We start from the raw sequence: 25,100 nt of genomic DNA on the forward strand, positions 1-25,100 counted from the left end.
GGACTGCCGACAGGTGGACGAACTGCTTCAGGCGGTGTTTGCCGCACTGGATGCCGTCACACCGAGTGATATTCACGGCTGGTTCAAACATGTTCATCCATCAGTGTCTTTATGACAAATGCTCTAATAACGCCTGTCAAAACCTCAGGTTAGGGGCGCAGGGTGAAGCATGTCCACGTCAGTGTTCAGTAACGAGCTGTGGCGGCTGACCCCTACGCTGCTCCCACCTGACGTCCCGAAGATCAAAGGCGGCCGATCCAGGATACTGGAGTGAGGGGCTCTGGACGGCATCCTATACATGCTGACGACGCAAATTGGCTGGGAGTATGGCCGTCATGAGTTGGGATGTGGCAGCGGAATGACCTGCAGGCAACAACGATCCGATGGGCATGAAGAGGGGGTACTCAACCGATTTCACGAGGTGTTCCTCGACTAGATAGCTCGGGTGAATCCACTCGAATCACCCCGCGCATGTGTGGGCCGCCTGCCGGCTGGGCAGACAATGTCATGGAGCGTAGGCGTCCTGGGAAGATCACTGGCAGTGCTAATCTTGCTGGCCAACGGGTAGGACAGCATGCTGTTTGGACCCTGACTGGGTGCCGCACGTTCGCAACGTGCGGCATAGTCGTCCCCGCTGACGCCTGGACCGAAGGTATGCGGACAAGGTGCACGCTATTCCCCAGTACCGCCGGGCGTGTCGTCATCGCGGCATCAAGTGTGGATTGCGCACCGGGGTCAGGAGTCCAGAGAACGATGGGGAAGATACCGCAGGTTGACGGAGCGGACGTGAGGGTGGTTCAGCCGATACCCTCAGCTGCGGGTGCGGCACGAGGTGATGGCAGACATCCAACTGGCGTTCACGCCTGCTGCCTGATCACGTTCAAGCACCAACGCTTTTGTGAGGCGCTCTAAGTAGCAGCAGCGGGTTACATGTCCCAGTGGTAATTTAGGCCGATGGACGCACCAGACTCAAATGACCTGCTGACCGCGCCCACCAACACAACTGCGGAAATCGGCGGCTCGTCCGACCCGTTCAACACTGAGCGCGAACTGGACGCGCACGCTAATGTGAGTGCGGAAGATGCTGCCTGGGCAGATGCTCAGGTTGATCCAGAGTACGAGGCTTACCTGCAGGAAAGAGCTGCTGAGGCAGACGCCCTCCTGCAGGCCGACAGCCATACCAAGCCTTACCTGGCATTCGTGACTGAGCTCTTCACGAACGTCAAGTCGCTTGAGTTCACGCATAGCTCCTATTTGCTCCGACGCAAGCAACTTAGTGACCGAGCCAAGAAGATTGAAGCCCGAATATCTGCATCCCCGCCAGAAGAGGCTTACCTCCACCTCCATGAGCTTGAGTTGGAGCGAGATGCTATCCGAGATCTTGATGGTGCCTTTGTCCACGTAATGCAGTCACAGCGTCAACTGTACTATGCGAATCTGATCAACATCCTGGAAAACTACGTCATTGACGTGTGCAAGCTGATGCTGGTTCTCTACCCTACCGAGGTCAGCAAGAAACTCAACAAAAATTTGGCACACGAGTTTACCTATGGGGACCTATTGCCGCATCTTGGTAATCCTGCTCAGCTGGCTGACCACTTGTTGAACACGCTCATTGAGAGCTCCGAACGAGCGTTCACCCTGGACCATGTCCTTGGCATTTTGCTGAATTGGCACCAATTCACGCTATTAGATGATGAGCGCTTGGCACTCAAGCGAGCCGCGCAGGTCCGGCACAAAATCACGCATCGTTATGGCAAGGTCGACGGCAAGTTCATCAGTGACATAAAGAGCATGCAGCTAAAAAGCGGAAGCGCCACTGCATATTCACTGGTAGGGATGATGCCCATTAAGGCTGGAGACACGTACCGAGTGTCAGTTGATGAATTCACGCAGGCGCGGACGCTCGTGGAGAAGGTTGCTGCTGCGCTTGAGCATACGGTCGTCGGCCATTACCCAAGGCTCATTGCCTACGATCCGTTCGACTGGAACTTTCACATGGAGGACCTTGAACGGGGCATCGCGGACTGGGTGAAGCTGATCTAACCTCCTACCTGGTGGGGCGTGCTTTAGTCACTTCCGCTCTCGGTGACGCTCTCATCGTCGCCGTCCTGAAAGTCATGGTCGTAGTCGGGGATGTAGTCCTTCACAACGTGCGCGAAGGACATGGGTGCGGGGAGCTTCGTCCAGCCGTCGTAGTGCGCGTAGCGGCGGCGCAGCTTGGACAATAGATGCACCACGGCTTCCTCAGGCAAGTGTCCAGGCGCGAGGACGTTCACCTCCAGTGGATCAGGGGTGGCATACGTCTTCACCCACGGTTCGAGGGCGGTGACCTTGTCCTTGCCGTGTTTGTGCACGGCTAGATGGCCGGACATGCCACGAACCGTTTGGTTGTTGTTAGCCCCTACGTTCAGGTAGGTGGGTGCCCCGCCACCGATCAGACGGAAGGTCTCGCTCTCGCTCCAACGCGGCGTAGGGAAGCGCACGCCGAGGACCTCTACCTCCCGCTCCCCAAGGGTGAGCACTTTCGGCGAGCGGTCGGATGCAGCCCGTAGGCGTACGAGGGTCAGGTCGCCCCAGCCGAGCTGCAGGCGGCTGCGGGCGGGTTCGCCCGGCTCAAAGCGCAGGTCGTCGAGCTTTAGGTGCTTGTCGTACAGGCCGGGCCATGCGGGGCACACGGTATCGCCGTCGATCACGACCACTTCGGGCGAACGGCTAGACACTCGGCCGTTTAAATCGTCGAGAACGCTCTGGAAGAAGTCCTGCGTCGCCCGGCGATCTGCGGCGTCCTTGCGGTCGTCAAAGTTCATCTTGCGGGTGTTACCGAGGAGGCGCGTGGTCGCGTCACGTAGATTTAGCCAGCCACTCGAACCGTCAGCAAGCAGCAGATTAGCCTCAGTGCGCTGGGTGGCGAGGTCGAGACGCAACGCGCAAGGCACCGTACTGGACTTGTTTTTGCGCTTCTTGCTTTTGTTAACGCTCACCACCGTCAGGGCCGTGACGAATCCACGGTCGGCGTCTCCGAGCGCAGAGGAGAGCCGGCCACTGTCGTCCTCAACCGGGTCGAGCATGCCGATCGCTTCCCAGGCGAGGTCCTGGAAGGCGCGTGTGGCACGGCGCACGAAGTCGAAGCGGCGCTTACGGTCGCGCTGCGCGCGCTTATCGACTTCGCCGTCCACACGCTCGTCCGCGGCCTCCATGGGGCGTAGGTACTGGGCGTGCACGCCGAGCGCGCGTAGTATGGCCACCTTCGACGCTCGTTTGTTTACCGGGTCATTGGCGGTATCGCCGTCGCCCTTGGGCACCACAAGCATGACGCCGTCGCACGCCGGGCGTGGGCGCCGCAGGAAGTCCGTCCACGCGGCCACACGAAGTTCCGCGCGCGGCGCGGGCATCAACGTATTCCCTGGTAGTTGGGCGCGGGGACCGCTGGTGTGTTCGGGCATCACTTCGCGGTGTACCTCTACGTGGTCTTGCAGGATGGTTTCGAGGATGTGCTGCGCCTCGCGGGCGTCGTTATCATGGCCGGGCGCGTGGAGCAACAGTAAGCGGTAGCGCCCGCCATAGTGCGCATCGATGCGGGCGCGCTCCTGGGCTGCCCACGCCTCTGCCTCTTGACGCTTCTCGACAATCTTCTTTGCACCCGTGCCCGTGGCGAGTTGCTTCCTGGTGGGTTCGAAGTCCGCGAACAGGTATTTGAAGGGTTCTTCGATCTCCTGGCCTTCTTTGCGGCCTGGTTCCTTCACGCGTGCCAGTCCCCGCCATGGCACGAGACCGCGCGCTTCGAGCGCGAGGCTAGCGGTAGCGAACGCAACCAGGCGGTCCACTTCGAGAGCTCCAGTGGCGCCACCCTGCACGCCGCGCCCCTGGCGCACGAGTGCAAGCACCGGGCAGGGGGTGTGACTCACCACGCGTGGGTCGAGGCGCTTGTCTACGAACGGCTGTTCGGGCAGCGTGCGGTACTGCTTGCGCAGGCCGAGATAGTCCCCACCAGCGGTGGCGGTACGCACCGCATGGGGGGTGGCTTCGAGTTGCACCACCGGCGGGCAGGGCCGCGCGGGCGTCGCCTGCGGGAAGGCGTGCAAGGTGACCTTGCCGTGGTAGGTGTTTACGTTGTCGGTCCACTGTCGGCGGGACAGTTCGAGCAGCAGCAGCGGTTGCGGGTGCCCGGGGTAGGTCTTGGTGCGTAGTCGCACGACATACGCTGCCGGCAACTCGCCTTTGCCGAGTGCGACGTAGGGGTCCGTGGTGAGTTCTGCCCGGCCGCTGGTCAGTTCCCGCGACACCACGCGGCGTATTGGGCCACGTCCGGGGAACAGCTCGAGTCCTTCCAGGGCGCGGGCGGCCATGTCGGCGAGATTGCGGTGGCCTTTGTTATCCCCATTCCAGCGCGCCGGGTGGAAGGTGTCGGTAACGGTGCGCAGAGGCATGCGGGACAACCGCTCGTACAGCGTGGTGCGGTCAGCCTCGTCGAGCCCAGGTACCCCCATGATCCAAGCGCCGAGCGCCTGCACGGCGTGGCGTACCGCCACATCTGGTGGTGCGGCGGTGACCAGTAACGGTACGGGCCACTCAGTGTTGGTCACCTTCCATAACTCCACTTCGGCGCGCAGCGCGTCGGCATCCTCCAGTTGCAACAGCAGGCGCAGCATCGCCACCGGTAGCGCGCCTGCGTCGCCAAGTTGCGATTTGCGGCGACCCTCTACCGCCCTCAGCGCGTCGGCGAGACCTCGGTTGAGGTACACCTCGGTGGCAGCGTGCGGCGGGATGCTCGCGTCCGCTTCGCTGAGTGTGAATGCCATGGGGAGACCGTCCGCAAGTCGCACGGCAAGCTCTTGCACGCGTTGGGCCACGCCCGGCGCGAGGGCTGCGTTCGGGTCGAACGGCCTGGTGAGGATAGGCGGGGACATTTTCTTGGGCTTGCGGTCCTTTGTGGCGGGAGTGCTCATGCTCCTCCTTTCGTGGGCGTCACGCCCAGTCCTCTTCATTGCCTTCGCCGTCGTGCCAGGGTTCTTCGCCGGGCTCGCCGTCGTCCGTGAAGGGGGTGAAGTCACTGGCATGATCCTCAAACGCGGCTTTATCGGTGCGCAGGCCTTCTACGCTGCGCAGCGCCTGCACGAGGTTGCCGTACAGTGCCTCGCTTACTTCGCGCGCGGCTGGGTCGTCGGCGCGCAGGTCGCGGTCGAGCAGCAGCTGCATGCCAACGAGCACGCTGGTGCGCGGGCGGTCCACCTTGCCGTCGGCGCTGTTGCCGGCCCAGGCGGCGTCGACGAAGTGGATCTCAGCGTCGGCGCCGCCGCGGATGGTGCGGCCGATGGTCTGCCATACCGGCACCACTAGGTTCGCGGTGAACGCCTCAAGCGCGTCGCCGGGCAGCTGGCTGGCCTGCTGCGGGCGTTCGAGCAGTTCGCGGATGGTGCGGTAGAGGCGTGCGCGTTCACGCCGGTGTTGGGCGCGAGCGTCCGCGAGGGTGACGTTGCCGAGACGATGCTGGTCAAAGCGTTCGGTGGCGCGGTTTACCAGCGAGTGCAGCAGCGTGGTGTCACCAACGGTGGGATGTGGCCGCACAAGAAAGTACATAACGCCGATTGCGGCGAGATCCTTTTCTTCTCCTGAGCCGCCCAGCACCATATTCACGCCGCGTCCGATCGCGCCCATGGGGAATACCAGCACAGACAGGTCGTCACGCTGGGCGGCCGCCTCAATCTCAGCGCGCAGTACCAGGTCGTTACGGCCGGGCACACGCGCACGAGTCAGGCCGACAGCGCGCGCGTGCAGGTTGGGGTTATGCACCTTAAGCGCGTCAAGCACCACCAGCACCTGGTCGTAGGAGTTCACGACTAGGGCGGCCTTGCGGGGGCGTCCGACAGGACTAAGGTTCGCGGCGACGTGCGCGAGGTCACGCTCGAGTTGCGAGCCGAGCGGGTTCACGGGGTTTTGACGGCGGGCCATCTCGCGGATCACCAGGCGCAGGCGCTCGTCGCGCTCGCCGCCGGCGCCGCTCACGCGGATCGCGCGTCCGTCGGTGTGTTCACGCGGCGTAAATCGCAGGGTGAGCTTCGCGTCGCGACCCTCACGCTGCGGCAGCAGCAGGTAGTCGGGCGGGGCGTGCAGGTGGTAGCTGCTGCTGGACGGCAGGTATGAGGTGGCGCTGGTGAGCAGCACGTTCACACCGGCACGCGCGAGACGTTCGGGTAGTAGGCGCGTGGCGCGTCCGAGGATGATCTGCTCAATCTGAATGCGGTCTGTTTTTAGGTAGCTGAGCGCCGCGAAATTTCCGAGCAAACTGGTGGGCGCGAAGTGGCCGAGCCCGCGCGCACCGTCGTCGGGCAGGTAGGTGTGTTTGAACGAGAGGTCTACGCCCACGGCGAGGGTACGCAATTTCTTGAACGACGCCACGACGAGCGAGACCATCACCAGCAGCTTGTGGTCCCATCGGGTGTGGCCGTCGTCAGGCACGCCTAACAGCTCCGCAAGTCCCTGGCGCAGCGGCGCGAGCGCCGCGTCAGAGTCCTCCTGGTCGCGGTAGCGGCGCAGGCCTTCGCGCAAATTGTTCTTCGCGCGCTGCAACTCGGTCTCGCCTAGACCGAGTTGCAGCGCGAGGCGAGGGGCATCTACTGGCAGCGTGTCTCTCCCAAAGATCATGTCGTGCACGGCGGTCTCCCATACCTGCGCGAAGGCGTTGCGCGCCTCGGTGGTGAGGGTGACGTCCGCCTGCCCTGCGAGGTGGTCCACGAAGGCGCGGGTGGTGAGCAGCTTGCCAGCGAGTTCCACGGACTGCGGCGCTCGAATCAGGTCGACGATGCCTTGCACGTGTCCTTCGAGTTCAAGCGCGGCGCCCATATAGCGGGTGGTGGCGCGCGGCGCGTGCACCGCGGGCAGATACACAGCGCTGAGCAGCTGGTTGGCGCGGTGTAGGCCGCCCTTGCCGAACAGCGGCGTCTTCACCATTGCTTGCCGGTCGAGGCTGGCCTGGGCATCGTCGGCCTCGTCAACGATCACAAGATCCACAGCGTCGGGCAGTAGCTCTGCATAGCTAAGGCGGCGTGCGCTAGTGTGCGCGGGCACGCTGGCGGTGCTGCTGATTACGTGCCCCAGCCACACCCTGGCGGTGACGAGCTGCGCGTGGTTGTGCACGCGCCCGCAGCGGGACCACAGTGGGCACAGGTGTACCACGTCGCGCGTGCGGCCACCCTCACTGGTGACCCGTCGCAGCACGTTCTCACAGGGTGGACGCTGCGCAGGGCCCCAGCGCTGCCAAGTAGTCTCTTCGTCGGTGGTGGCATATGCGCGCAGCGCGCAACCGCGTGCGAAGCGGTCCACGCCGGCCACGGTCAATCCGAAACCGCCGAGGTCCGCGTCCTGCGCGGCGACTACCTGTGCGACGCGGTCGGCGTGCTCGGCATGGGTGTCCTGGCCGCGCCCGGCGAGCAGTGCCACGTCCGCTGGGTCGAGGTAGCGTTCGAGTACCTCCAATTGCTGGCGAGCCACCTCAATAGCGGGCACGAACACCGCAACGCGCCGGTCATGCCGTGCGAGGTACACGCACAATACCTGCACTAGGGTGGTCTTGCCGGCGCCGGGCAGGCCGATGAGGTGCCGCAGTCCGCCGAGGTCCAGTACCCGGTCGTCGGTGAAGCCGGCGTCGCCGCGCACCCGTAGCCGCAGCTTGCGGATGGTGCCGGCCCAGTCGCGGTCTGGGCGCCCAGCGTGCGCGTCGGCGACGTCCATACTCGTGCCAGTAGCGACTAAGTCGTCAATCGTAAAGCGCAGCGGGGCGCGCTCACGGCAGAGTTCATGGTGCGCAGGCGGTGGCGGCAGCTCGTTGGCTGGGATGCGTAGGTGTACCTCACCCTGGTCTTCAAAGCGAACGAAGAGCTCTTCGTTCGCAGGCGCTAGGGTAAGGCCGTGCGTTTCCGCTGGCCAGGGGCGCGCGAGCTGCTCAGCGCGGTGCGCGAGGGTCGCCATATGTGTCTCTCTGCGGGCGAAGGTGAGGTCCCCCGCGTTGATCTCGTACGCAAGCTCGTACTCACCGCTCACCTCAGCTCGCAGCGCTTGCTGCACAGCCACCGAGACGCTCTCCCTACTGCGCAGCTTGCGCAGCCGAGGCAGCGAGCGCAGGTTACGCAGCGCAGTCTGCTGCTCCGCGAGTTGCGGTAGGTCATCCACTGCGGCGAAGGCACTCATTACTAGTGGTAGGTGCTCTAGTGAGCGCTCGCCGACCTGCTCCAGTAGCAGGCACGCCCACTGCAGTTCCATAGGGCCGCTCCAGGTGCCGTTCACTGGCGCCCCGTGCGCGCACGGTACCCGAAGGCGTCGACAGCTTGGTGAACCGTCATCACCTCGATGCCGAGCTCGCGTTCATCGAGCAGCTCCTGCAGTTGGCGGCGGCGAGCAAGGCCACGCGCGCGGGTACCGCGGTCGGTCACGACAACTATCTTGCGGCGGTATAGCGCGAGGTCACCGGCGCCTTGGTCGAAACGCCGTGCGAGCTGCGGGATCAGGGTGTAGTCCTTTACGTCGATGCCGACGTCACGGCCCTCGCCGACACTCACATCCACCTCGTCTTGGCGAGGGTAGAGTTCCACGTCGTCACGCTGGGCGCGCAGCGCGTCAAATAGCGCGATCTCCACCTGGCCGGGTTCAGCCCAGAACAGCAGCAGTTCACGCTTCAGCAACCATGCTTCCTCCACGGTTAGGACGTCGCGCACGCTCAGAACCGGGGCACGCTCACGGCAGCGCTCCGAAGCGCAGCGAGGCTCGCCGCCGCGCACCTCAACACGGCTGCCGCAGGCAGCGCAGCGTTCCAGCAGACGGCCGTGCTCACCAGCGTGCGCAGGCGTGTACATCTCGGCGAGCAGTGGCCCCAGGGTTGCCCCAAGGGTGAGGTCGTCGAGCGCGGAGACAGCCGCGTCGAGTTCGGCCTGGCGGGCCAATGCGTGCGTGACGACAAAGCGCCGCAGGGTGCGGTATGCCTCGTCACGCACGCGTTCGAGTGGGATGCGCTTCAGTTCTTCGCGCACCTTCGCGTGCCATACGTTCTCACGTAGGTCGTCGACGTTGCCGCCTTCCTCGGCGAGGCCGCGACACTCCAGGGTGGGCACGCGCAACTCCGGGTCGATAAGTCGCAGGTCGCGCCAGGCGCCATCCACGCCTAACAGAAGCGCTGGGGCCCATTCGCCCAGGGGCAACATGCAGTTCGCTACAAGTCGGTGAAGGCTGTCCGCGCTCGCGAGCTGCCCAGAAGCGATTTGCAGGCGTGAGATGCGCGCCTGCGCCATCAGCAGCGCGAGCGGGGTTAGGGTGCGCTCGTTCGCGCCACGAGCATCTAAGACCTCGGCTTTGACGCACGCGCGGTGCTGCCGGACGAGGCCGGCGGCCAGGAGCTTGAGGGTCTCCTCGCCGTCAATGTGAGTGGAAGCGGCATTCACACCGGCAGCTTACACTACGTTCATAACATTGGTGTGCACATATATTCTTCACTGAACAGATTAATCCGTTTGATGTAATGACGTATGGCTTGTAGTACAAGGTTAGGTGCGATGTGGTTGCGGAAAAATGCCACCACAATCAAGTCACTTACGTGTTCTCGTCCGGAGCGGTGAGCTGCCCTTGAAGTAGGCATCAAAGAGTTGTTGGGTGATGGCCTTGGTCGGGGCTGCCTATTCTCGGCAAGCCGCATCAAGTGCCGTGGTGTGCAGAGAGGTCATGAGGCTACTTGAACGAAAGGGCCGACCACATGCAACCGCAAATACCTGACCACCACCCACTCAAAGATTTTTCGGAAGGTCTCAGTGTAATGCCTGTCTAATGGCCACAGCGTGTGGCGAGGGCTCACGCGTCCATGTTACGAATGTGCCTCAACCAGCTTACCGTAAACGGCATGCCGTTTCGGCCCAGGTGGACATAGACCTGCTCCACGCGTACTTAACGCCAAACCCCTTAGCTCATAAGGTAGAGCAGCTTACGGCATACGGGATCCCGTATGCCGTTGCCCGTTCGTAGATTGTCAAATTTAATGTGTCCACAATGTGCGAAGCAGCGCCGCAGCATCTGAGTGGGTCAATGCCTACCGCTAAAACTCATTGAGGATTCCAGCCTGGGTCCTGTTCGCTCACCTGCAGAACTCCTCGCTCGGCGCGTGTTCTGTACGCATTAACCAGGTATCGAATTCGGCTGACCGAGCCGTAAAACGCGCGTAATCCCGTGCACTGTCATCCGCGTACACCACCCCATCCGTCAGTTCCGCGAGGGCAGAAGCGAGGTAGCCATACAGCACATTCACTATGGCTCGCTGCCCGTTGACCGCCAGAAATACCACTAGCGTCCGCTTAGCCTAGTGGCCGCAAACACGGCTGGGTCATTGAACTGCGCCAGGTTGAATGGGAGACCGTGCGTTCCCGGTTCAACCTCCCATTCTGTGTCCAAGATTTGGCAGTGGGCACTCGTGCCGCCTGGGATGCCATGCACCGTGAACCACATGGAATGGTCATTGGGCTAGGCGAACCGCACACGCAGTACGAGGTGCTGTACCGAGCACTTCAGGAGAAAAGTGCCTAGGCTTAGATCATGTATATGGATGATTGAAAGGCCCTTCTCTGGCAAATGCTGTCCAGCGTGAAGTTCTGCAAGATGGTGGGGAAGGCAGACCTAAAGGTCTGGCTCTTCGCTGTAGGGGCATTGTTTGCCGTTGGGCTCCCAGGAGTCAGCAGAATCACAGCGTATATCTGGCGAATCCAGCGGGTGTGCGCCATGACGGGGATGGTCAAAAAGTAGGTGTGTGGGGATGAGCCATGGGGTTAGCTCCTGGAATGGACCATTGACCATCCCTACGCCCATCATCCCCAGGTTGACCAGTCGCCTGGAACGCGCCATGAATAATCCCCGAGGGTCGGGTGGCTGGTGGGGATAGGGGGTAGGGGATAGGGTGGGAGGCTATCCCCTGGGGATAGATATACGTTTCCTTCAGAGGATGGGGCAGACGCGCGAGTTGGTGAGGTCGAGTTAACGACTGCCAGGTGGTCAGGCTCGCCCGTATGGATCACTACTTGAGGAAAAAGCAACAACAAAGAGCCGCGCGTGATGCCATAAGCTCAGGCCGGTGCCAGCGCGGCGTGCTAAAGCCTCTCCCATTTGGACAAGGCTGCCGTGGGAGAGGTTCGTGGCGAGTTTGGAAAGACGGAGGATATTGAGCAGGTGATCTCCTGTGGTGGCCCCTTCATGGCCGTCATGTGTGGCGGGAGGCGCTGAACCGTTGGGCGGACGAACAGCAAGGCGGGTGAAGGGAACGGCTGGACCCCTCTGCCCGTCCATTCCTGGTGGGCTCCGGGCCCGAGGCGGAACCGGAGCGTGCTTTACCTGAGGCAAGGGCGAACAGACCGGGAGACCCAGCAACGTTGCTCTTTGCAGACAGGTTGGGGCTTGTGGCCCTTGTGTTTGTGCTGGGTCTAGCACTGCGCCTGGTGCTGGCGCGGTGTGCTGCGGCGCTTCCCACAGGTTGCGCGGGATGTTCTGACGCCAGCGACTGCGGGGCAGGCGTCCGAGGCGCATCCGGCCCTCCAGGTACATCTCTGCGGCGTCCAGACGCTGCGCCTGTAATGCCTCACGGGTGTATCGCAGGGCCGCTGATCGATTGGGGCGCGCGGCTCGTTCATCCGCTGGGCGGGACAGGTACCGGGCCAGGTTCTCCAGGTGGCTCACCTTCCGTACAGCCACGGCATGCAGACGGCCGAACGTCCCTGTCGTTGGCAGGGACGTTCTTTCTGGAAGTGCCACCAGGGCATGAATGTGAATCAGCCCGCTGCGCCCGTAGGCCACTTGGGCCAGGGTTGGGGCATGGGGGAACAGGTGCTTTATTTCGGCCCGGCCTGCAGTGTGCGCCTCTGCATAGAAGTCCAGGGTGCCGGGTAGGGGCAGTACGACATGAAACAACTGGTGCCCCGGCAATGTCCATAAGCGAGGCAGGACCCCGGCGCCGTCCCCCAGCAGGGCCGCCGCTTTGCGGGTGCGTTTGGCCGTGGTATCCGTGACCGCGTCTGGTAGCCAGCCATGCACCCGGCGCAGGGGCCGGGCGATCTGGAACCCGTAGGTCCAAGGATGGGTGGCGTATTCAGCCAGCAGGGTCACGGAGCACTCCAAGCGGCAGCACGCCACCTGCCACGCGCCAGAAGGGGCGGGTGGAGCCGTGCGGAAGATGGGTTAAAGAGAAGACCGACGTGGTCGTCGGTCTCTACGGGGCAGGTGGGTTCAGGTCAGGATTGAGGGATGCCTGCCAGGAACTGCTGGACGGCGTCCAGTGGAATCAGGTACCGCCGACCCACACGGACGCTGCGTAGCCGCCCCGAACGCAGTAGGGCGTTGATGGTGTTCTTAGAGAGTTGCAGCATGGGCTCGAGTTCTTTGGGGCTGTAGACGAGCTTCTCCTGGGTGAATTCAGTCATGGCGACGCTCCTTGTGGCCCATAGCGTCCCACATCAGCGTGTAATGGTCACCCATTTCGTAGACCATTACACGGTAGGTTCTGGCCCATGTCAGAGTCCGTGCAGATGTTTTGTCACTGGAGCGCAGAGTTCGCGGTCGAGTACGTGGAGGCCGCGCATGCGAGTGGAAAGGGGCTTCTCCGCTTCGCGCCCGTGCACCGGGAGGAGCGGTTGGTGGCCCGTGAATGGTTCGCCCGGTGGCACCGTCAGGCGCTGACGGGTAAGCCGTTACCGGCCGTCCTGAACACCCTGCTACCCCTGAGCGGTCTTGATCCTCGCTCTGACGGGTTTAAACACACCGTGGTACGGGTGGCAGAGGAACTGGGCCCGTTGTTTACTTCGCTGCCCTGGCACGGGTTGGCATCCAACGCGTTCTACGAGGAGTCCGTAGAGATGTGGCACGCCGCCGCAGTGCAACTGGCTGACCTGGGGCGTGCCATGGGTCGCCTCTCGTCCACATCGCGTGACGGTTCAGAGGAGGCGCAGCTGCAACGGGCTGAGGAAGCTGCTGAAAGTGAGCATGGACGGGAGTTGCTCGACACGGTCCCAGCGCAGCTGCGGGCAGAAATCATTCGCGGCTTTCTGGCTTCGCCCGGTATTTCCCCCATGGACAATCTGGAAACGGCAATCTCGATTCAGATGGACAGGCTCTGGATCGTTCCCATGCGAAATGCTGGTGAAAGTGACGCGACCCTGGCATTGCCGCGGTTGCGGCTGTCACCGGAGGACCACACCCTGCAGCTTAATCTGCCATTCGGAATTCAGGCGCTCCTAGTCATGATGGTTCATGACAAGCGGTTAGGGCGTTCGGTGCTGCTGCGTGATTGCGCTCGGCAGGATTGCCGTGTGGTGCGGTTCATGCAGCCCTCTCAGAGGTTCTGTTCCGAGCAGTGCCAGAAGCTTGATGCAGTTAGGCGGCACCGCGCGAGAGCACGGGAAGCCAGCTCACTTGCCGACATTAGTCATATTGACTAACATAGGTTTATGGACACTGACGAACTCATTCGCCAGCGGATTCGGGTGCGAATGCAAGAGCGCGGCCTGACCCAAGCAGAACTGGCACGGCAGCTGGGCATCAAGCCCCCCTCACTGGCGCAGATCCTGAGTGGTCGTCGCGGGCGGGTGCCCGAAAGTCTACTGAACGTGCTACAGGCTCTCGACCTGCAGCTGGATGCCCTCTCTGCTCAGGAGAAACGGAATGGCTAAGCGGGCTAACGGCGAAGGCACTATAAGCCGTCGTAAAGACAGCAACGGCAAGACCAAAGGGTGGCGCGTCGGAGTCACTATCGGTAAAAAAGAGGACGGCTCACAGAAACGTCGGTGGATCAGTGGGAAGACCCAAGGCGAAATGCAGGAGAAGCTGCGGGCCCTGCAATCAGACCTGCACCAGGGCACCCTCGCGGACACCGACCGGATGACCGTGGCCGACTTCCTGAACCAGTGGGTGGCGCACAAGGAACGCGAGGGCATCAAGCCAAACACGGTGCAGAGCTACCGGGACACGGTGAACCGCTACATCACGCCAAAGATAGGGCGCGTGAAACTGGAAAAACTGCGCCCACTGGATATCGAGCACATGCTGACGAGTTTGCGCGGCGACGATAAGAGCGCGTCGCTGCTGGCGTACACGCTGCGGGTCCTGAAGATGGCGCTGCAGCAGGCGGTGCGTTGGCAGATGCTGCCGCGAAACGTCGCGGATTCCGTGAGGGCACCGAAAATTGAACGCAAGGAGATGGAAGTCTGGGACCGGGTACAGGTGGCGCACTTCCTGAAGGTGACGGAACCTCATCCTCTGCACGCCGCTTTTTACCTGGCGCTGATGACCGGGATGCGGCGCGGTGAACTCGTTGGCCTGAAATGGGAGGACGTGGATCTGGACCGCGCCCGCCTGACAGTAAAGAACAACCTCGTGGAGGTTATCGGTGCGCCGGTTGAGGGCAAGACCCGCCTCAAGAAGGCGACTATGTCGTCGGTTCGCCTAGAGGTCTCCACGCCCAAGAGCAAGGCGTCCCGCCGCACCATCGTGCTGTCCAAGGGGACGGTGCAGAAACTCCGCGAGCAGCAGGCGCGGCAGGAGGCATGGCGCCAGCATGCAGGCGAAGCCTGGACGGAACGGGGATTCGTGTTCACCACGGTCACGGGTGATTTGGTCTGGCCAAGCGCGCTCGCCAAGGCTTACACCAGTCTGGTGAAGGAGGCGGGCGTGCCGCCCATCCGGTTCCACGACATGCGTCACACGGCGGCGTCTCTGATGATCAGCGTGGGCATCCCGCCGAAGACCGTCAGTGAGCGCTTGGGGCACAGTGACGTGGCATTCACATTGAGGACCTACACGCACTTGTACGACGCCCAGCGGGAGGAGGCGGCGTTTGATATCGCAGATCTGGTCTGAGTGGGGCAGAGTGGGGAGCCTTTTTCCCGTAGTGACACGGTAGTGACAATCGATCTTTTGTGCTGCTTTCCGGGCACCACCAGAAATGAAAAAAGCCCGCGCTGGGCGGGTCTTTTCCTTGGAGCCGAGGGTCGGATTCGAACCGACGACCTACTGATTACGAATCAGTTGCTCTACCCCTGAGCTACATCGGCCAACACGGAAGGGGCTTCCGGGGAAGCTCAAAGAGTATAGGAAGGGCGCCTGGGGGTGTCAAGGCGCGGGCCGGGCGGCCTATGCTGGCAGGCGTGAGCCTGCCGCCCGCCCCCTTCCAGACCATTTTTGGCGCCGCGCAGCCGCTGGACTGGCTGTGCCTCGCCCCCCATCCCGACGACGCCGAGATTGGTGCGGGCGGCACCCTGATTCGGCTGGCCCGGCAGGGGCGGGCCGTGGGCATTCTGGAACTTTCGCGCGGGGAGCGCGGCACCCAGGGCACCCCGGAGGCGCGGGTGGCCGAGTGCGTGCAGGCCGCCGCCATCATGGGGCTGGTGTGGCGCGGCCAACTGGGGCTGCCGGACGGCGAACTGCGCGACACGCTGCCCGGCGCCCACGCCCTGGCCGCCGCGCTGCGGGCCGTGCGCCCCCGCGTGCTGGTGGTGCCGCACCACCATGACCGCCACCCGGACCACTTCGGCACCTACCAGCTGGCCAAGCGGGCGGTGCATCTGGCACAGCTGAGAAAAGCCGACCTGAGCGGCGAACCGCACCGGGTCGCGCGCGTGCTGCTGTACCAGGGCAACTCGGACATCCGGCCCACGCTGCTGGTGGATGTGGCAGCGGTGCAGGATACCTGGGCCCAGGCGGTGCTGGCCCACGAGAGCCAGTTCGGGGGCGAGTCTGTGTCCGAAACCGTCACACCCGAAATCGTGGAGCGCCGCCGCGCCCGCCTGACCTACTGGGGCACCCTGGCCCGCGCCCGCTACGCCGAGGCCTTTGAAGCCGAGGACCCCCTGCTGGTGGACCCGCTGGCGCTGTAGGGGCTCAGTTCTCGCTCTGGGTGAGGCTGCTCAGCCACGTGCCAAAGGGGCTGGCGGGGCCCTTCACCTGCCCGCGCAGGCGGTCTTCCAGTTCGTCGGCAAGGTCCAAGCCGTACTTGTAGGCCGCCTGCCCGCCCACCACGTTGCCGCCGTATTTGTCGCGGTAGGTGGCCGCCGGGCGGTCGTGGCTCATGGCTTCCGCCATCGCGTTGGTCTGGGGCAGGCGGGTGTCGAAGATGGGCGGGGTGGGCTCGCCTGTGCCCTCAAAGGCGCGCGCCAGATCGCCGGGCAGCCGCGAGAGGCCCTGGCGGTGCTGGGTGCTGCTGCCCTGATACTTGGTGATTAGCACGCCCAGGCAGGTCAGGCGCAGGCCCCGGGCCCGGCGCAATTCGGCAATGCGCCCGGCAATCTGGCCAATGCCGTAGGTGCTCAGGCGGTCGGGAATGGTGGGAATCAGGTAGTGGTCGCTGACCTCCAGTCCGTTTTGCGTGACAAACCCCAGGTTGGGCGGGCAGTCAATGAGGACGTAGTCGTAGCCGGCAAAGTGCGGCGCCACGTAGCGCTTCACCGCCTCCATGGGATTGACCGCGTAATGGGTGCGCGCGGCAATGTCCTGCATGCGGTCTTGCACGTCAATCAGGCGGATGGAACTGGGCAGCAGGTCCACCCGGCCGTAGCGGCTGCCCTCGGGCAGGTGCGCCATCACCTCGGCGGGCACACGGTTGAGATTGCTGGCCCCGCGCACAATCGCCTGTGCCGGATCAAAGGACTGGGTGCCGCGCAGCAGGTCCAGAAACAGGTGGGCCAGCGTCTGCCCGGCCTCGTCCGCCTGGGCCCAGCGCTCCTCGCCGATCAGGGCCAGGGTGGCGTTCGTCTGGGGGTCCAGGTCCAGCACCAGCACCCGTTTCTGCTTCAAAAAGGCCAGGGTGTCGGCCAGCTGCACGGTGGCGGTGGTCTTGGCCACGCCGCCCTTGAGGTTGATAAACGACAGAACGGTGGGGCTCATGGCTACAGCTCGCGCAGTTTGGCCAGCACCAGCTCGGGGCGCACCGTGTAGGCCCCGGTGGTGTCCTCGACATGCTGGTAGCGCACAGTCCCCGCCCGGTCAATCAGAAAGACCGCCCGCCCGCTGATGCCGCGCTCGTCAATGGCCACGCCGTAGAGCCGCGCCGCCGCCAGGGTCATGTCGGCCAGCAGGGGCACCTCGATGCCGTATTCGGCGGCCCACGCCTTGTGGGCATGCACCGAATCGCGGTTGATACCCAGGACCACGGCGCCAGCATCGGCAAAGTCGTCCTGGCGCCCGGAGTATTCGGGCAGCTGCATGGAGCACACCGGGCTGAAGTCCAGGGGGTAGAACACCAGCACCACATGCTGGTGGCCCCGGTAGCTGCTGAGGGTGATCTGCTCGCCCGTCGAGGCCGGCAGGGTGAAGTCGGGGGCAGGCTGTCCCACAAGGCTCATGCCCGGCAGTCTAGAGCAGGGCTGCGGCGGATGACGTGCAGAAAAGGACGGCTGACGGGGCCCCCCCGGTGGGCTGGACCCGCGTCTGCGGCCAGAGCTGACCGCCGACTGAAGAAACGCTTCAGCTTGAACTGCGTCCCGCTTCACGCCGGCCGGGGCCCAGGGGGCCTACCCTGGGTGGGTACCGTCCCCCGCGTGTGTCTGTTCTGGCCCGCTGTCGGGGCGCGGCCCCCTGAGGAGGAACGCCCATGGCCGATGTGATGCCCCCCAACATGCTGAATGAGCGTCCGCGCACCCCCACCGGACTGCTGAGCAACGCCGAAAAAGACCGCCTGATCGAACGTGGCTTTCTGGGCCTGTACCGCTGGTACACCGCCCGCAGCCAGGAAACCCGCAACTGGAACCCCGACCGCTCCTTCGAGTGGCGCGAGCTGCGCCAGGACATGCCACCCGAACTGATTACCGTGTTGCAGGGCTTTTTTGCCGTGGAGCAGTACGCGCCGGACTTCACCAGCAACCTCGTGCATCTGGTCCGGCGCAGCCACGGCCGCTCGCACTTTCAGCTGCGCTGGGGCAGTGAGGAAGAGAAGCACGCCGACGCCTGGGAAAACGCCGTGCTGTTCAGCGGCCAGCGCAGCCCCAAGTGGATCGAGGAATACAAGGAGCGCCTGAAGTCCCAGACCTGGGAATTGCCCTTCCCCGACGCCATTCATAACCTCGTGTACACCGTGTTTCAGGAGCGCGCCACCCAGCTGAATTACCTGAACATGATGAAAATTGCCCAGGGCAGGAGCGAAAAGCCGCACCTGCAGGGCTTCGCGGACCCGGTGCTGGCCAAGGTGGCCCAGACCATCGCCGTGGACGAGGCCGCGCACTATAACTTCTTCCTGGAAGGCGTGCGCATGTACCTGTACTACTACCCCGAGCGCACCCTGAACGCCATCAAGAACGTGATTGGCCAGTTCTCTATGCCCGCCGCCACCCTGGTGCCGGACTGGGAGCAGTTCTTTGAGACCGTGTACCGCGCCGGCATCTACGGCCCGCGCGACTTCCAGCGCGACGTGATGCAGGTGGCCTTCCGCAATATGGGCATCGAGAGCCGCAAGGCCCTGGAAGAAGGCATCCGCAAGACGCGCGAGGTCCCGGATTTCGACGGCGGCACCTTCAAGACCACCGCCATCTTCGAGACCTTCGACTACGGCGCCGTGGAAGGGGATGTCAAACGCCTGCACGTGAAGATTCAGGACTACGAGAAGGAAATCGGCTTTGACCTGTACGACCCCACCGAGTTCGTGGTGAACCCGGAAGTGCCCGTGCAGGACACGCCGGCGGCCGACGACTGAGACGGAAACCTAAAACGCGCTCTGTTCTGAGTTGAACAGAGCGCGTTTTACTTGGGGTGTTCAGTTCATGGAGGTACGGGCAGCCATACCACTGGGGACAAGCCGCAGATCAGCGCTATTCAGGCGTACCGAGTCCTGAATCTGGGTGCCAGCGTATTGATCGCCCGAGTCTTTCATCAAATTCCAGCCAGCCACAAAGTCAAGGTTGACCTTAACGACAAAGGTGGCCTCATTCACCGCGCACCTCGCATCTACACTGAGTTTCACAGGTCGGTCAGCATAGATCAGCTGCAGGGGGGTTGTGTCGCTCTCCGAGGTCTGGAGGCGGAGATTAATCCGGTTGGAAATCGTGACACCCCGGGCGTCAATTTCGAAGAAATCGGGATCATTGAGATCGGTGATCTGAGCGTTGGGATCGCTTAAGTTGAAGGTGCCGGTGCAGTTGCTGGGCAGGCCCTGGCCCACGTAGGTACTGATGGGCTTCAGAGCCCCAGCAATCTGCGCGGCGCCCGGCAGCATCATGGACCAGTTCAGGTTGTTGTCCACTGTGGTGGGCAGATCCTGCAGAGTTGTGCCGTTCTTATAGAAGAAATGCACGGTCTTGCCTTTGGCGAAGTCATCTGGACCCTGATAGGGGGGGCGGCCCAGCGACATCCGCACCTTGCCGCCCACACTGGTCACGGCAGCGGGCGCGTAGGCCAGGGTCACGCTCTGGTTGCCGGTCACGTTGACGGTCTGGGCCGTAGGCGTCGTATAGCCGGCCACAGCCTGCCCTTCAATCTTGACCAGGGTGTTGGCCTTCAGACCGGCAATCGCCTTGCTGCCAGCCAGGGGCCCTTCGAACAGCACGGTGCCCGTGGCCACCTCGGTGACCTTGACGGGGGCGCTTGTCACACCGCTTACCGCCACCGTGAGGGTGTAGGTGGGCGTGGCCTTGTAGGCCACCGTGACCGTCTTGCTGCTGTCCAGCGTGACGGTTTGCGCAGCCGGCGTGTCGTAGCCGTTGGCCGGCTGGCCTTCGATCTTCAGCACCGAGTTCGCCGCGATGCCGCTGAGCGTTTTGGTGCCAGTGACGCTTTCATTCAGCAGCACAGCGCCCGTCGAGACATTCGTGACCTTCACAGGAGCGGAGGCCAGCCCATCTAGCTGCAGGGTCAGGTCGTAGTTCACCACAGGCGGGGTGGGGTCTGGGCAGGCGGTCAGCAGCGCGGTCAGCGACAGCAGGGGAAGGGCAAGCTTTTTCATCGGAAGACAGAGTATCTCCGTCTCCCTTTCAGCTGTCCTACATGTGCCCGGCTTTGGGCATCTGAGGGACGGCTGGGTCTATGCGGGCTGGCCGTGCCATCCTGAGCAGGTTCCGCTCCCCCTTTCTCTCCCGCGCGTTCAAGGACGGTTCCCATGCTCCCCAATCCGGCACTGCTGAAGCTGGGCCACGCGCCCCAGGACCGGGTGGTGGTGTTTCACGCCGACGACCTGGGCATGTGCGAGGCCACCGTTTCGGGCTGCGCGGACCTGTTCGCGGCGGGCACCCTGCGCTCGGCGGCCATCATGATGCCCTGTGCCTGGGCCCCGGCCGCAGCCCGGCTGGCCCAGGAGTGGCCCGAGGTAGACCTGGGCGTGCACCTGACCCTGACCAGCGAGTGGGCGGCGGCCCGCTGGCGCCCGCTGACCCCGGGCGGCGGCCTGAGTGACGCGCAGGGCTACTTTCATGCCACCTCGGAAGCGGTGTGGGCACAGGCGAAGCCGGCCTCGGCCGGGCGCGAGATGGCCGCGCAGCTGAACCGGGCCCTGGCGTGGGGGCTGAACATCTCGCACGCCGACGGGCATATGGGCACCGCCGCGCACCCGGCGCTGCTGCCGCACGCGGTGGGCGCGGCCCTCAGGCGCGGGGTGCTGCCCATTCTGCCCCGGCTGGACGCGGCGGGCTGGCGCGCGCACGGGCTGGGGCCCGCCCAGGCGCAGGCGGTCACGCTGGCGCTGCGGGCCCTGGAACGCCGGGGGGTGCCGCTGGTGGACCACATCGTGATGCTGCCGCTGGACCGGGGCGGCGATCAGGTGCCGCTGATCGAGGACCTGCTGGCCACTCTGGGCCCCGGGCTCACCCACTTCATCCTGCACCCGGCGCGCGACACGCCCGAACTGCGCGCGGTGGCGGGCGACTGGGCCGGGCGGGTGGCCAACTACGAGGCGTTTCTGGACCCGCGCCTGCCAGGCATCATTGCGCGCAGCGGCGTGAAGGTCACCACCTACCGCCCCCTGCGCGCCCTGCTGGGCCGCCGATGAGCGCCGAAACCTCGTCCGCCGTGCGCTGGCGCTACTCGGTCATGAACTTCGGCCTGACCATTCCGGCGCAGGCAGGCAGCTTCCTGCTGCTGTACTACGTGGACGACCGCAAGCTGGACCCCGGCTGGGCCGCCACCGCCATGACCGTTTTCGCGCTGTACAACGCGGCGAACAATCCGCTGATCGGGTACCTGTCGGACCGCACCCATAGCCGCTGGGGGCGGCGCATTCCCTACGTGCGCTTTGGCTGGCTGCCAGCCCTGATCTGCTTTGCCCTGCTGTTCATGACCCCCTTTAACGGTGTGGACAGCCCCGTGGCCCTGCTGACCTACCTGGTGGTGGTGTGGGCCCTGTGGGAAACCTTCGGCACCGCCGTGGGCACCGGCTACCTGTCGCTGCTGCCGGAAATGTTCCGCACCTACGCCGAGCGTACGGCTGTGGCGTGGCGCATGAATCTGGTGCAGACCCTGGGGCTGCTGTTCGGGCTGGCGCTGCCGCCGCTGCTGGCGGGCTGGCTGGGCTGGGGCGGCATGGGGGTGCTGTTCGCCCTGCTGTCGGCCGGGGCAATTCTGTTCGGGCTGGGCGCACTGTTCGAGCGCCCCGGGCCGGCCCAGTCGCCGCTGGGGTTCGGCGCGGCGCTGCGGGCCACTTTCAGCCACCGCGCGTTTCTGGTGGTCGTGGCGGCCCAGACGCTGCGGTTCTTTGCCACCGGCACCCTGGCTACCGGCATGGGCTTTTTTGTTCGCTACAGCCTGGGCCAGGAGGGCGGCGCGGTGACCACAGGGCTGCTGGCCGCCGCCTTTGTCACAGCGGGGCTGGCCCTGTGGCCGTGGCGCGCCCTGCTGGCGCCGCGCCTGGGCCCACGCGGCACCCTGATGCTGGCGTTTGGCCTGAGCGGCGCGGCCCTGCTGCCGCTGGCGCTGGCGCTGGTGCAGACCGTCGCCGGCGCGCTGCTGTCCACCGTGCTGTTCGGCGCCGCCCTGGCCGGCATGATCCTGATGGGCGACGTGATCCTGGCCGATGTGATTGACGAGGACGAGCTGCGCAGCGGCCAGCGTCGCGAGGGCATGTACTTCGGCATGTCCGGCCTGATCACCACCCTCAGCGGCGCCCTGACCTCGCAGGTGTTTGGCGCCGTCACCCGGGCCAGCGGCTATGACCCCAGGTTGACCACGCAGCCCGACGGCGTGGCCGAGGGCTTCCGCTTCTTCATGACAGTGCCGCCCATTGCGGGCGCGCTGCTGGCAGTGGGGGTGCTGCTGTTCTACCCACTGCACGGCGATCGGCTGGGGGCCATGCGGGCGGCCCTGGCGCAGAGAAGGGAGAGTGAGGGGCCAGTGGGGGGTGGTCAGTGGTGAGTGGTGGGGTGCGGGAGAGGCCCCGGGGTCAGGGGCCACGCCGGGCCAGCACAAAGCGTTCGCGCGCAGCGAGGTCTGGGGCAGTAGCGGCGTGCCAGCCCAGCGCCCTTAACTCGGCGGCAAAGGGGGCGGCGTTGCGGGGGTCGAGTTCCAGCAGCAGCTGACCGCCCGGGGCCAGGGCCGCCCCCGCTTGCTCGGCCAGTCGCCGGGCCACCGCCAGACCATCGGGCCCGGCATACAGCGCCAGGGGCGGATCAAAAGCCACCTCGGGCTGGGCGCCGGTGGCGTCGGCCTCGGGCAGGTAGGGCGGGTTGCTCACAATCACGTCAAAGGGGCCGGGCAGACCCGAGAGCAGGTCGCCCGCCACGAAGGTCACCGCCAGCGTGTTCAGCGCGGCGTTCTCGCGCGCCAAGCCCAGGGCGCCCCCGCTCAGATCGGTGGCCCAGACCTGCGCGTCCGCTCGGGCGGCCTTCAGCCCCAGGGCCAGCGCCCCGGTGCCGGTGCCCACGTCCAGCACACGCGGCGCGCCCTGGCCAGCCAGCGCCTGCAGGGTCAGGTGCAGCAGCCACTCGGTTTCCGGGCGCGGCACCAGGGCGCGGGCGTCGGTGCGCAGCCGCACGCCGCCCCAGTCCACCTCGCCCAGCAGGTGCTGCAGGGGCACGCGGGCGGCGCGCTGGGCCAGCAGCGCCTCGTAGCGGGCCAGCCCTTCTGGCGGCGCGGCCTCGTGGCCCCGGGTCAGCAGCGCGGTGGGCGAGAGGTTCAGGGCCAGCGTCAGCAGCGCGCGGGCGTCCACCTCCGGAGAGGGAACGCCCGCGGCCTGCAGCTGCGCCGCGCCCTGCCGCCACAGGTCGCGCAGCGCGGCCATTAACCGTGCCGGGGTTTGATGATCAGGCGCCGCGCCGCGCCCTCGCCCACCGATTCGCTCATGACGTCGGGGTGCTCCTTGAGGGCAATGTGAATCACGCGCCGCTCGGCGGCGGGCATGGGCTGCAGCTCGTGGGGTTCGCCGCTTTTGGCCACCTGCACGGCGAGGCGCTCGGCCAGCTTGGTCAGCGTGTCGGCCTGGCGCTTGCGGTAACCGCCGATGTCCACCCGCACACGCAGGTGGGTGCGGCCCTCATGCTTGGCCAGCACGGTGTAGGCCAGCACCTCGATGGCCCCCAGGGTGCGGCCGTCGCGCCCGGCCAGCTTGGCCGCGTTCTCGCCGGTGATCTCGGCTTCCAGGGCGTCTTCCACTTCACGCACGCTCACCTGCAGCTCGGGGTCAATGCGGCTCATCAGGCCGCGCAGAAACCGCTCCAGGGTGGCCAGTGGCGCCTCTGGCGCCGCCTCCAGCGCTGGCGGCGCGCTGGGGGCGGCATCGGGCGCGGGCGGCGGCAGCTCGCTCTCGTCCGCGTCGCTGATGCCCAGCCCCGCGAGGTAGTCGTCCAGATTCGTGCGGTTATCCATGCGCCTCAGTCTAGCGCGCCGCTCCTCACCCTTTTCCCACACTCCGCGCGGCAGGCCACACGCCGCCCCGGTCCCCTCCGGGCTGCCACTGGGGGAGAGCAGCTCAACCCGCATCCCGTTTTTCCCTCTGGCCTGCGTGGCCGTAGACCATCCGCCGCACCAGGGCCTCCACCGGGCCCTGGCGGAAGTGCGAGAGCCACCACGCGCTCAGCGGCAGCTGACAGAAGCCCACGATGAGGGCCAGCAGCAGCGCCCCCGCCGCGCCCCAGCTGACGCCCCCACCAGAGACCAGCGCCGGGTCCTGACCCACCCAGCCAAAGCCCTGCGCACCGCCGTAGGGGTAGAAAAACGTGGTCATCAGCAGGCTCTGCGACAGGTAGTTGGTCATGGCCATGCGGCCGCTGGCGGCAAAGTGAAGCAGCGGCCGCAGTCGCCCCGAGGCCGCCAGCAGCCCGATCACGCCCACGTACCCCAGCGCGCCCGCCAGCCCGCCGCCCATGCGCACCGGCACCGCCAGAAAGCCGGCCGCCTGATCGCCGCGCGTGTTCAGGTAGGCCAGGACCGCGCCCAGCACCAGCCCCAGGGGCAGCCCAACCACGGCGAGGCGCCGCAGCAGCGGGCGGTGGTCCTGCGGGCGGGTGAGCAGGCCGGTGCGCTGGGCGGCGGCCCCCAGGCAGAACAGCGCCAGCAGCCACGGCCCGTTGAGCAGGTTCCCGCTGAGCAGCAGCGGCCAGAAATCGCCTGCGCGGTCAGCCACGTTGCCCAGATAGGTGGGGTCCAGCGCAGGCAGGTTGGTGAAACGGGGACCAGTACGCCCGGCGGCGGCCAGGGCCTCAAGGAGCCCTAGCCCCAGCCACCATGCGCTCAGCACGCCCGAGAGGGCCACCAGCGCGCGGGCACTCAGGGCGGCCGTGAGCAGCAGCGCCAGCGCCAGCGTGGCGTAGTTGCTGATGATGTCGCCGTGCCACACCAGCACGTAGTGGGCCCACCCCACCGCCAGCAGCACGAGGTGGCGGCGCATAAACACCCCTGCGCCGTGCCGCGCCAGCAGCCCGGCGGCGCCCCAGCCGAACAGCATGGCGAAGATCGAGATAAAGCGGCCATTGGCCACCACATCGGTCAGCACCTGCGCCGTGCGGTCCAGGCCGCGTTGCTGCCATTCCAGCAGGCCGGCGAACGCCTGCATGTTCACGATCAGGATGCCCAGCAGCGCCACGCCGCGCAGCACGTCGGGCAGCGGGGAGCGCACCTGCACCGGCCCCCGCTGGGGGACGCGTGCGGCGTCGGGGGGCGGCGACTCGGTCATGCCCGGCAGG

18 protein-coding genes and 1 tRNA gene are annotated in these 25,100 nt (G+C 65.2%); 8 read left to right on the top strand and 11 right to left on the bottom strand.

All coding sequences use genetic code 11. The features are described 5' to 3' along the window. Positions 1-954: 954 nt before the first annotated feature. Positions 955-2,046, top strand: coding sequence for a hypothetical protein (locus tag C8263_RS12430; protein WP_107138455.1), 1,092 nt, complete (start codon positions 955-957; stop codon positions 2,044-2,046). Positions 2,047-2,069: 23 nt separating this feature from the next. On the opposite strand, the gene C8263_RS12435 is transcribed toward C8263_RS12430, so the two are convergent. The 4 genes from C8263_RS12435 to C8263_RS12450 form a co-directional block, all read right to left on the bottom strand. After that, positions 2,070-4,949 carry an RNaseH domain-containing protein gene (locus C8263_RS12435; protein WP_158263795.1) on the bottom strand — a complete coding sequence of 960 codons (2,880 nt, stop codon included), beginning with the start codon at positions 4,947-4,949 and terminating at the stop codon, positions 2,070-2,072. A gap of 19 nt (positions 4,950-4,968) precedes the next feature. Beyond that, positions 4,969-8,283, bottom strand: a complete 3,315-nt coding sequence (locus tag C8263_RS12440) for a pPIWI_RE_Z domain-containing protein (RefSeq protein ID WP_408608060.1) — start codon at positions 8,281-8,283, stop codon at positions 4,969-4,971. Continuing rightward, positions 8,280-9,431 (bottom strand): restriction endonuclease-related protein, encoded by a 1,152-nt coding sequence (locus C8263_RS12445; RefSeq protein ID WP_107138458.1) that lies wholly within the window; start codon positions 9,429-9,431, stop codon positions 8,280-8,282. Before C8263_RS12445 ends, C8263_RS12440 begins: the two co-directional genes overlap by 4 nt. A gap of 2,820 nt (positions 9,432-12,251) precedes the next feature. After that, positions 12,252-12,440, bottom strand: a complete 189-nt coding sequence (locus C8263_RS12450; RefSeq protein ID WP_107138459.1) for a helix-turn-helix domain-containing protein — start codon at positions 12,438-12,440, stop codon at positions 12,252-12,254. 87 nt (positions 12,441-12,527) lie between these two features. Here C8263_RS12450 and C8263_RS12455 point away from each other — a divergent pair, with 87 nt between their 5' ends. Genes C8263_RS12455 through C8263_RS12465 form a run of 3 tightly spaced genes read left to right on the top strand, consistent with a single transcriptional unit; the run spans position 12,528 to position 14,871 of the window. Then, entirely contained in the window at positions 12,528-13,454 is a 927-nt protein-coding gene (locus tag C8263_RS12455; RefSeq protein WP_107138460.1) for a hypothetical protein, read from the top strand. Positions 13,455-13,463: 9 nt separating this feature from the next. Then, on the top strand, positions 13,464-13,685 hold the full coding sequence (locus C8263_RS12460) for a helix-turn-helix domain-containing protein (RefSeq protein ID WP_107138461.1): 222 nt from the start codon (positions 13,464-13,466) through the stop codon (positions 13,683-13,685). After that, the gene (locus C8263_RS12465; protein ID WP_158263796.1) at positions 13,678-14,871 is read left to right on the top strand and encodes a tyrosine-type recombinase/integrase; all 1,194 of its coding nucleotides are present in this window, start codon (positions 13,678-13,680) and stop codon (positions 14,869-14,871) included. The genes C8263_RS12460 and C8263_RS12465 overlap by 8 nt, the downstream gene beginning before the upstream one ends. A gap of 119 nt (positions 14,872-14,990) precedes the next feature. Here C8263_RS12465 and C8263_RS12470 read toward each other — a convergent pair. Further along, positions 14,991-15,065 (bottom strand) — tRNA-Thr (locus C8263_RS12470). A 93-nt stretch (positions 15,066-15,158) separates the two neighbouring features. Between C8263_RS12470 and bshB1 the strand changes: the two genes are divergently transcribed. Beyond that, entirely contained in the window at positions 15,159-15,887 is a 729-nt protein-coding gene (gene bshB1, locus C8263_RS12475) for a bacillithiol biosynthesis deacetylase BshB1 (protein WP_158263797.1), read from the top strand. Positions 15,888-15,891: 4 nt separating this feature from the next. Here the strand turns inward: bshB1 and C8263_RS12480 are convergent, their stop codons facing one another. Then, positions 15,892-16,893, bottom strand: coding sequence for a ParA family protein (locus C8263_RS12480; RefSeq protein WP_107138464.1), 1,002 nt, complete (start codon positions 16,891-16,893; stop codon positions 15,892-15,894). Between the two features lie 2 nt (positions 16,894-16,895). Beyond that, positions 16,896-17,351, bottom strand: a complete 456-nt coding sequence (locus C8263_RS12485) for a peroxiredoxin (RefSeq protein ID WP_107138465.1) — start codon at positions 17,349-17,351, stop codon at positions 16,896-16,898. 248 nt (positions 17,352-17,599) lie between these two features. Here C8263_RS12485 and C8263_RS12490 point away from each other — a divergent pair, with 248 nt between their 5' ends. Continuing rightward, on the top strand, positions 17,600-18,694 hold the full coding sequence (locus C8263_RS12490) for an acyl-ACP desaturase (protein ID WP_107138466.1): 1,095 nt from the start codon (positions 17,600-17,602) through the stop codon (positions 18,692-18,694). 60 nt (positions 18,695-18,754) lie between these two features. Here the strand turns inward: C8263_RS12490 and C8263_RS12495 are convergent, their stop codons facing one another. Then, positions 18,755-19,939, bottom strand: coding sequence for a hypothetical protein (locus tag C8263_RS12495; protein WP_107138467.1), 1,185 nt, complete (start codon positions 19,937-19,939; stop codon positions 18,755-18,757). A 153-nt stretch (positions 19,940-20,092) separates the two neighbouring features. On the opposite strand from C8263_RS12495, the gene C8263_RS12500 reads away from it, so the two are divergent. Continuing rightward, positions 20,093-20,977, top strand: coding sequence for a ChbG/HpnK family deacetylase (locus C8263_RS12500; protein ID WP_107138468.1), 885 nt, complete (start codon positions 20,093-20,095; stop codon positions 20,975-20,977). Further along, positions 20,974-22,335, top strand: coding sequence for an MFS transporter (locus C8263_RS12505; RefSeq protein ID WP_107138469.1), 1,362 nt, complete (start codon positions 20,974-20,976; stop codon positions 22,333-22,335). The genes C8263_RS12500 and C8263_RS12505 overlap by 4 nt, the downstream gene beginning before the upstream one ends. A 28-nt stretch (positions 22,336-22,363) precedes the next feature. On the opposite strand, the gene prmC is transcribed toward C8263_RS12505, so the two are convergent. The 3 genes from prmC to C8263_RS12520 all read right to left on the bottom strand — a co-directional run bounded on the left by prmC (position 22,364) and on the right by C8263_RS12520 (position 25,090). Beyond that, positions 22,364-23,200: a peptide chain release factor N(5)-glutamine methyltransferase gene (gene prmC / locus C8263_RS12510; protein ID WP_107138470.1), complete on the bottom strand. Its 837-nt coding sequence runs from the start codon at positions 23,198-23,200 to the stop codon at positions 22,364-22,366. Beyond that, on the bottom strand, positions 23,200-23,784 hold the full coding sequence (locus C8263_RS12515; protein ID WP_107138471.1) for a Jag family protein: 585 nt from the start codon (positions 23,782-23,784) through the stop codon (positions 23,200-23,202). The genes prmC and C8263_RS12515 overlap by 1 nt, the downstream gene beginning before the upstream one ends. A gap of 103 nt (positions 23,785-23,887) precedes the next feature. After that, on the bottom strand, positions 23,888-25,090 hold the full coding sequence (locus tag C8263_RS12520) for a DUF418 domain-containing protein (RefSeq protein WP_107138472.1): 1,203 nt from the start codon (positions 25,088-25,090) through the stop codon (positions 23,888-23,890). Between the last annotated feature and the right edge of the window lie 10 nt (positions 25,091-25,100).

The sequence above is a fragment of the Deinococcus arcticus genome (assembly GCF_003028415.1).
Lineage (GTDB): Bacteria > Deinococcota > Deinococci > Deinococcales > Deinococcaceae > Deinococcus > Deinococcus arcticus.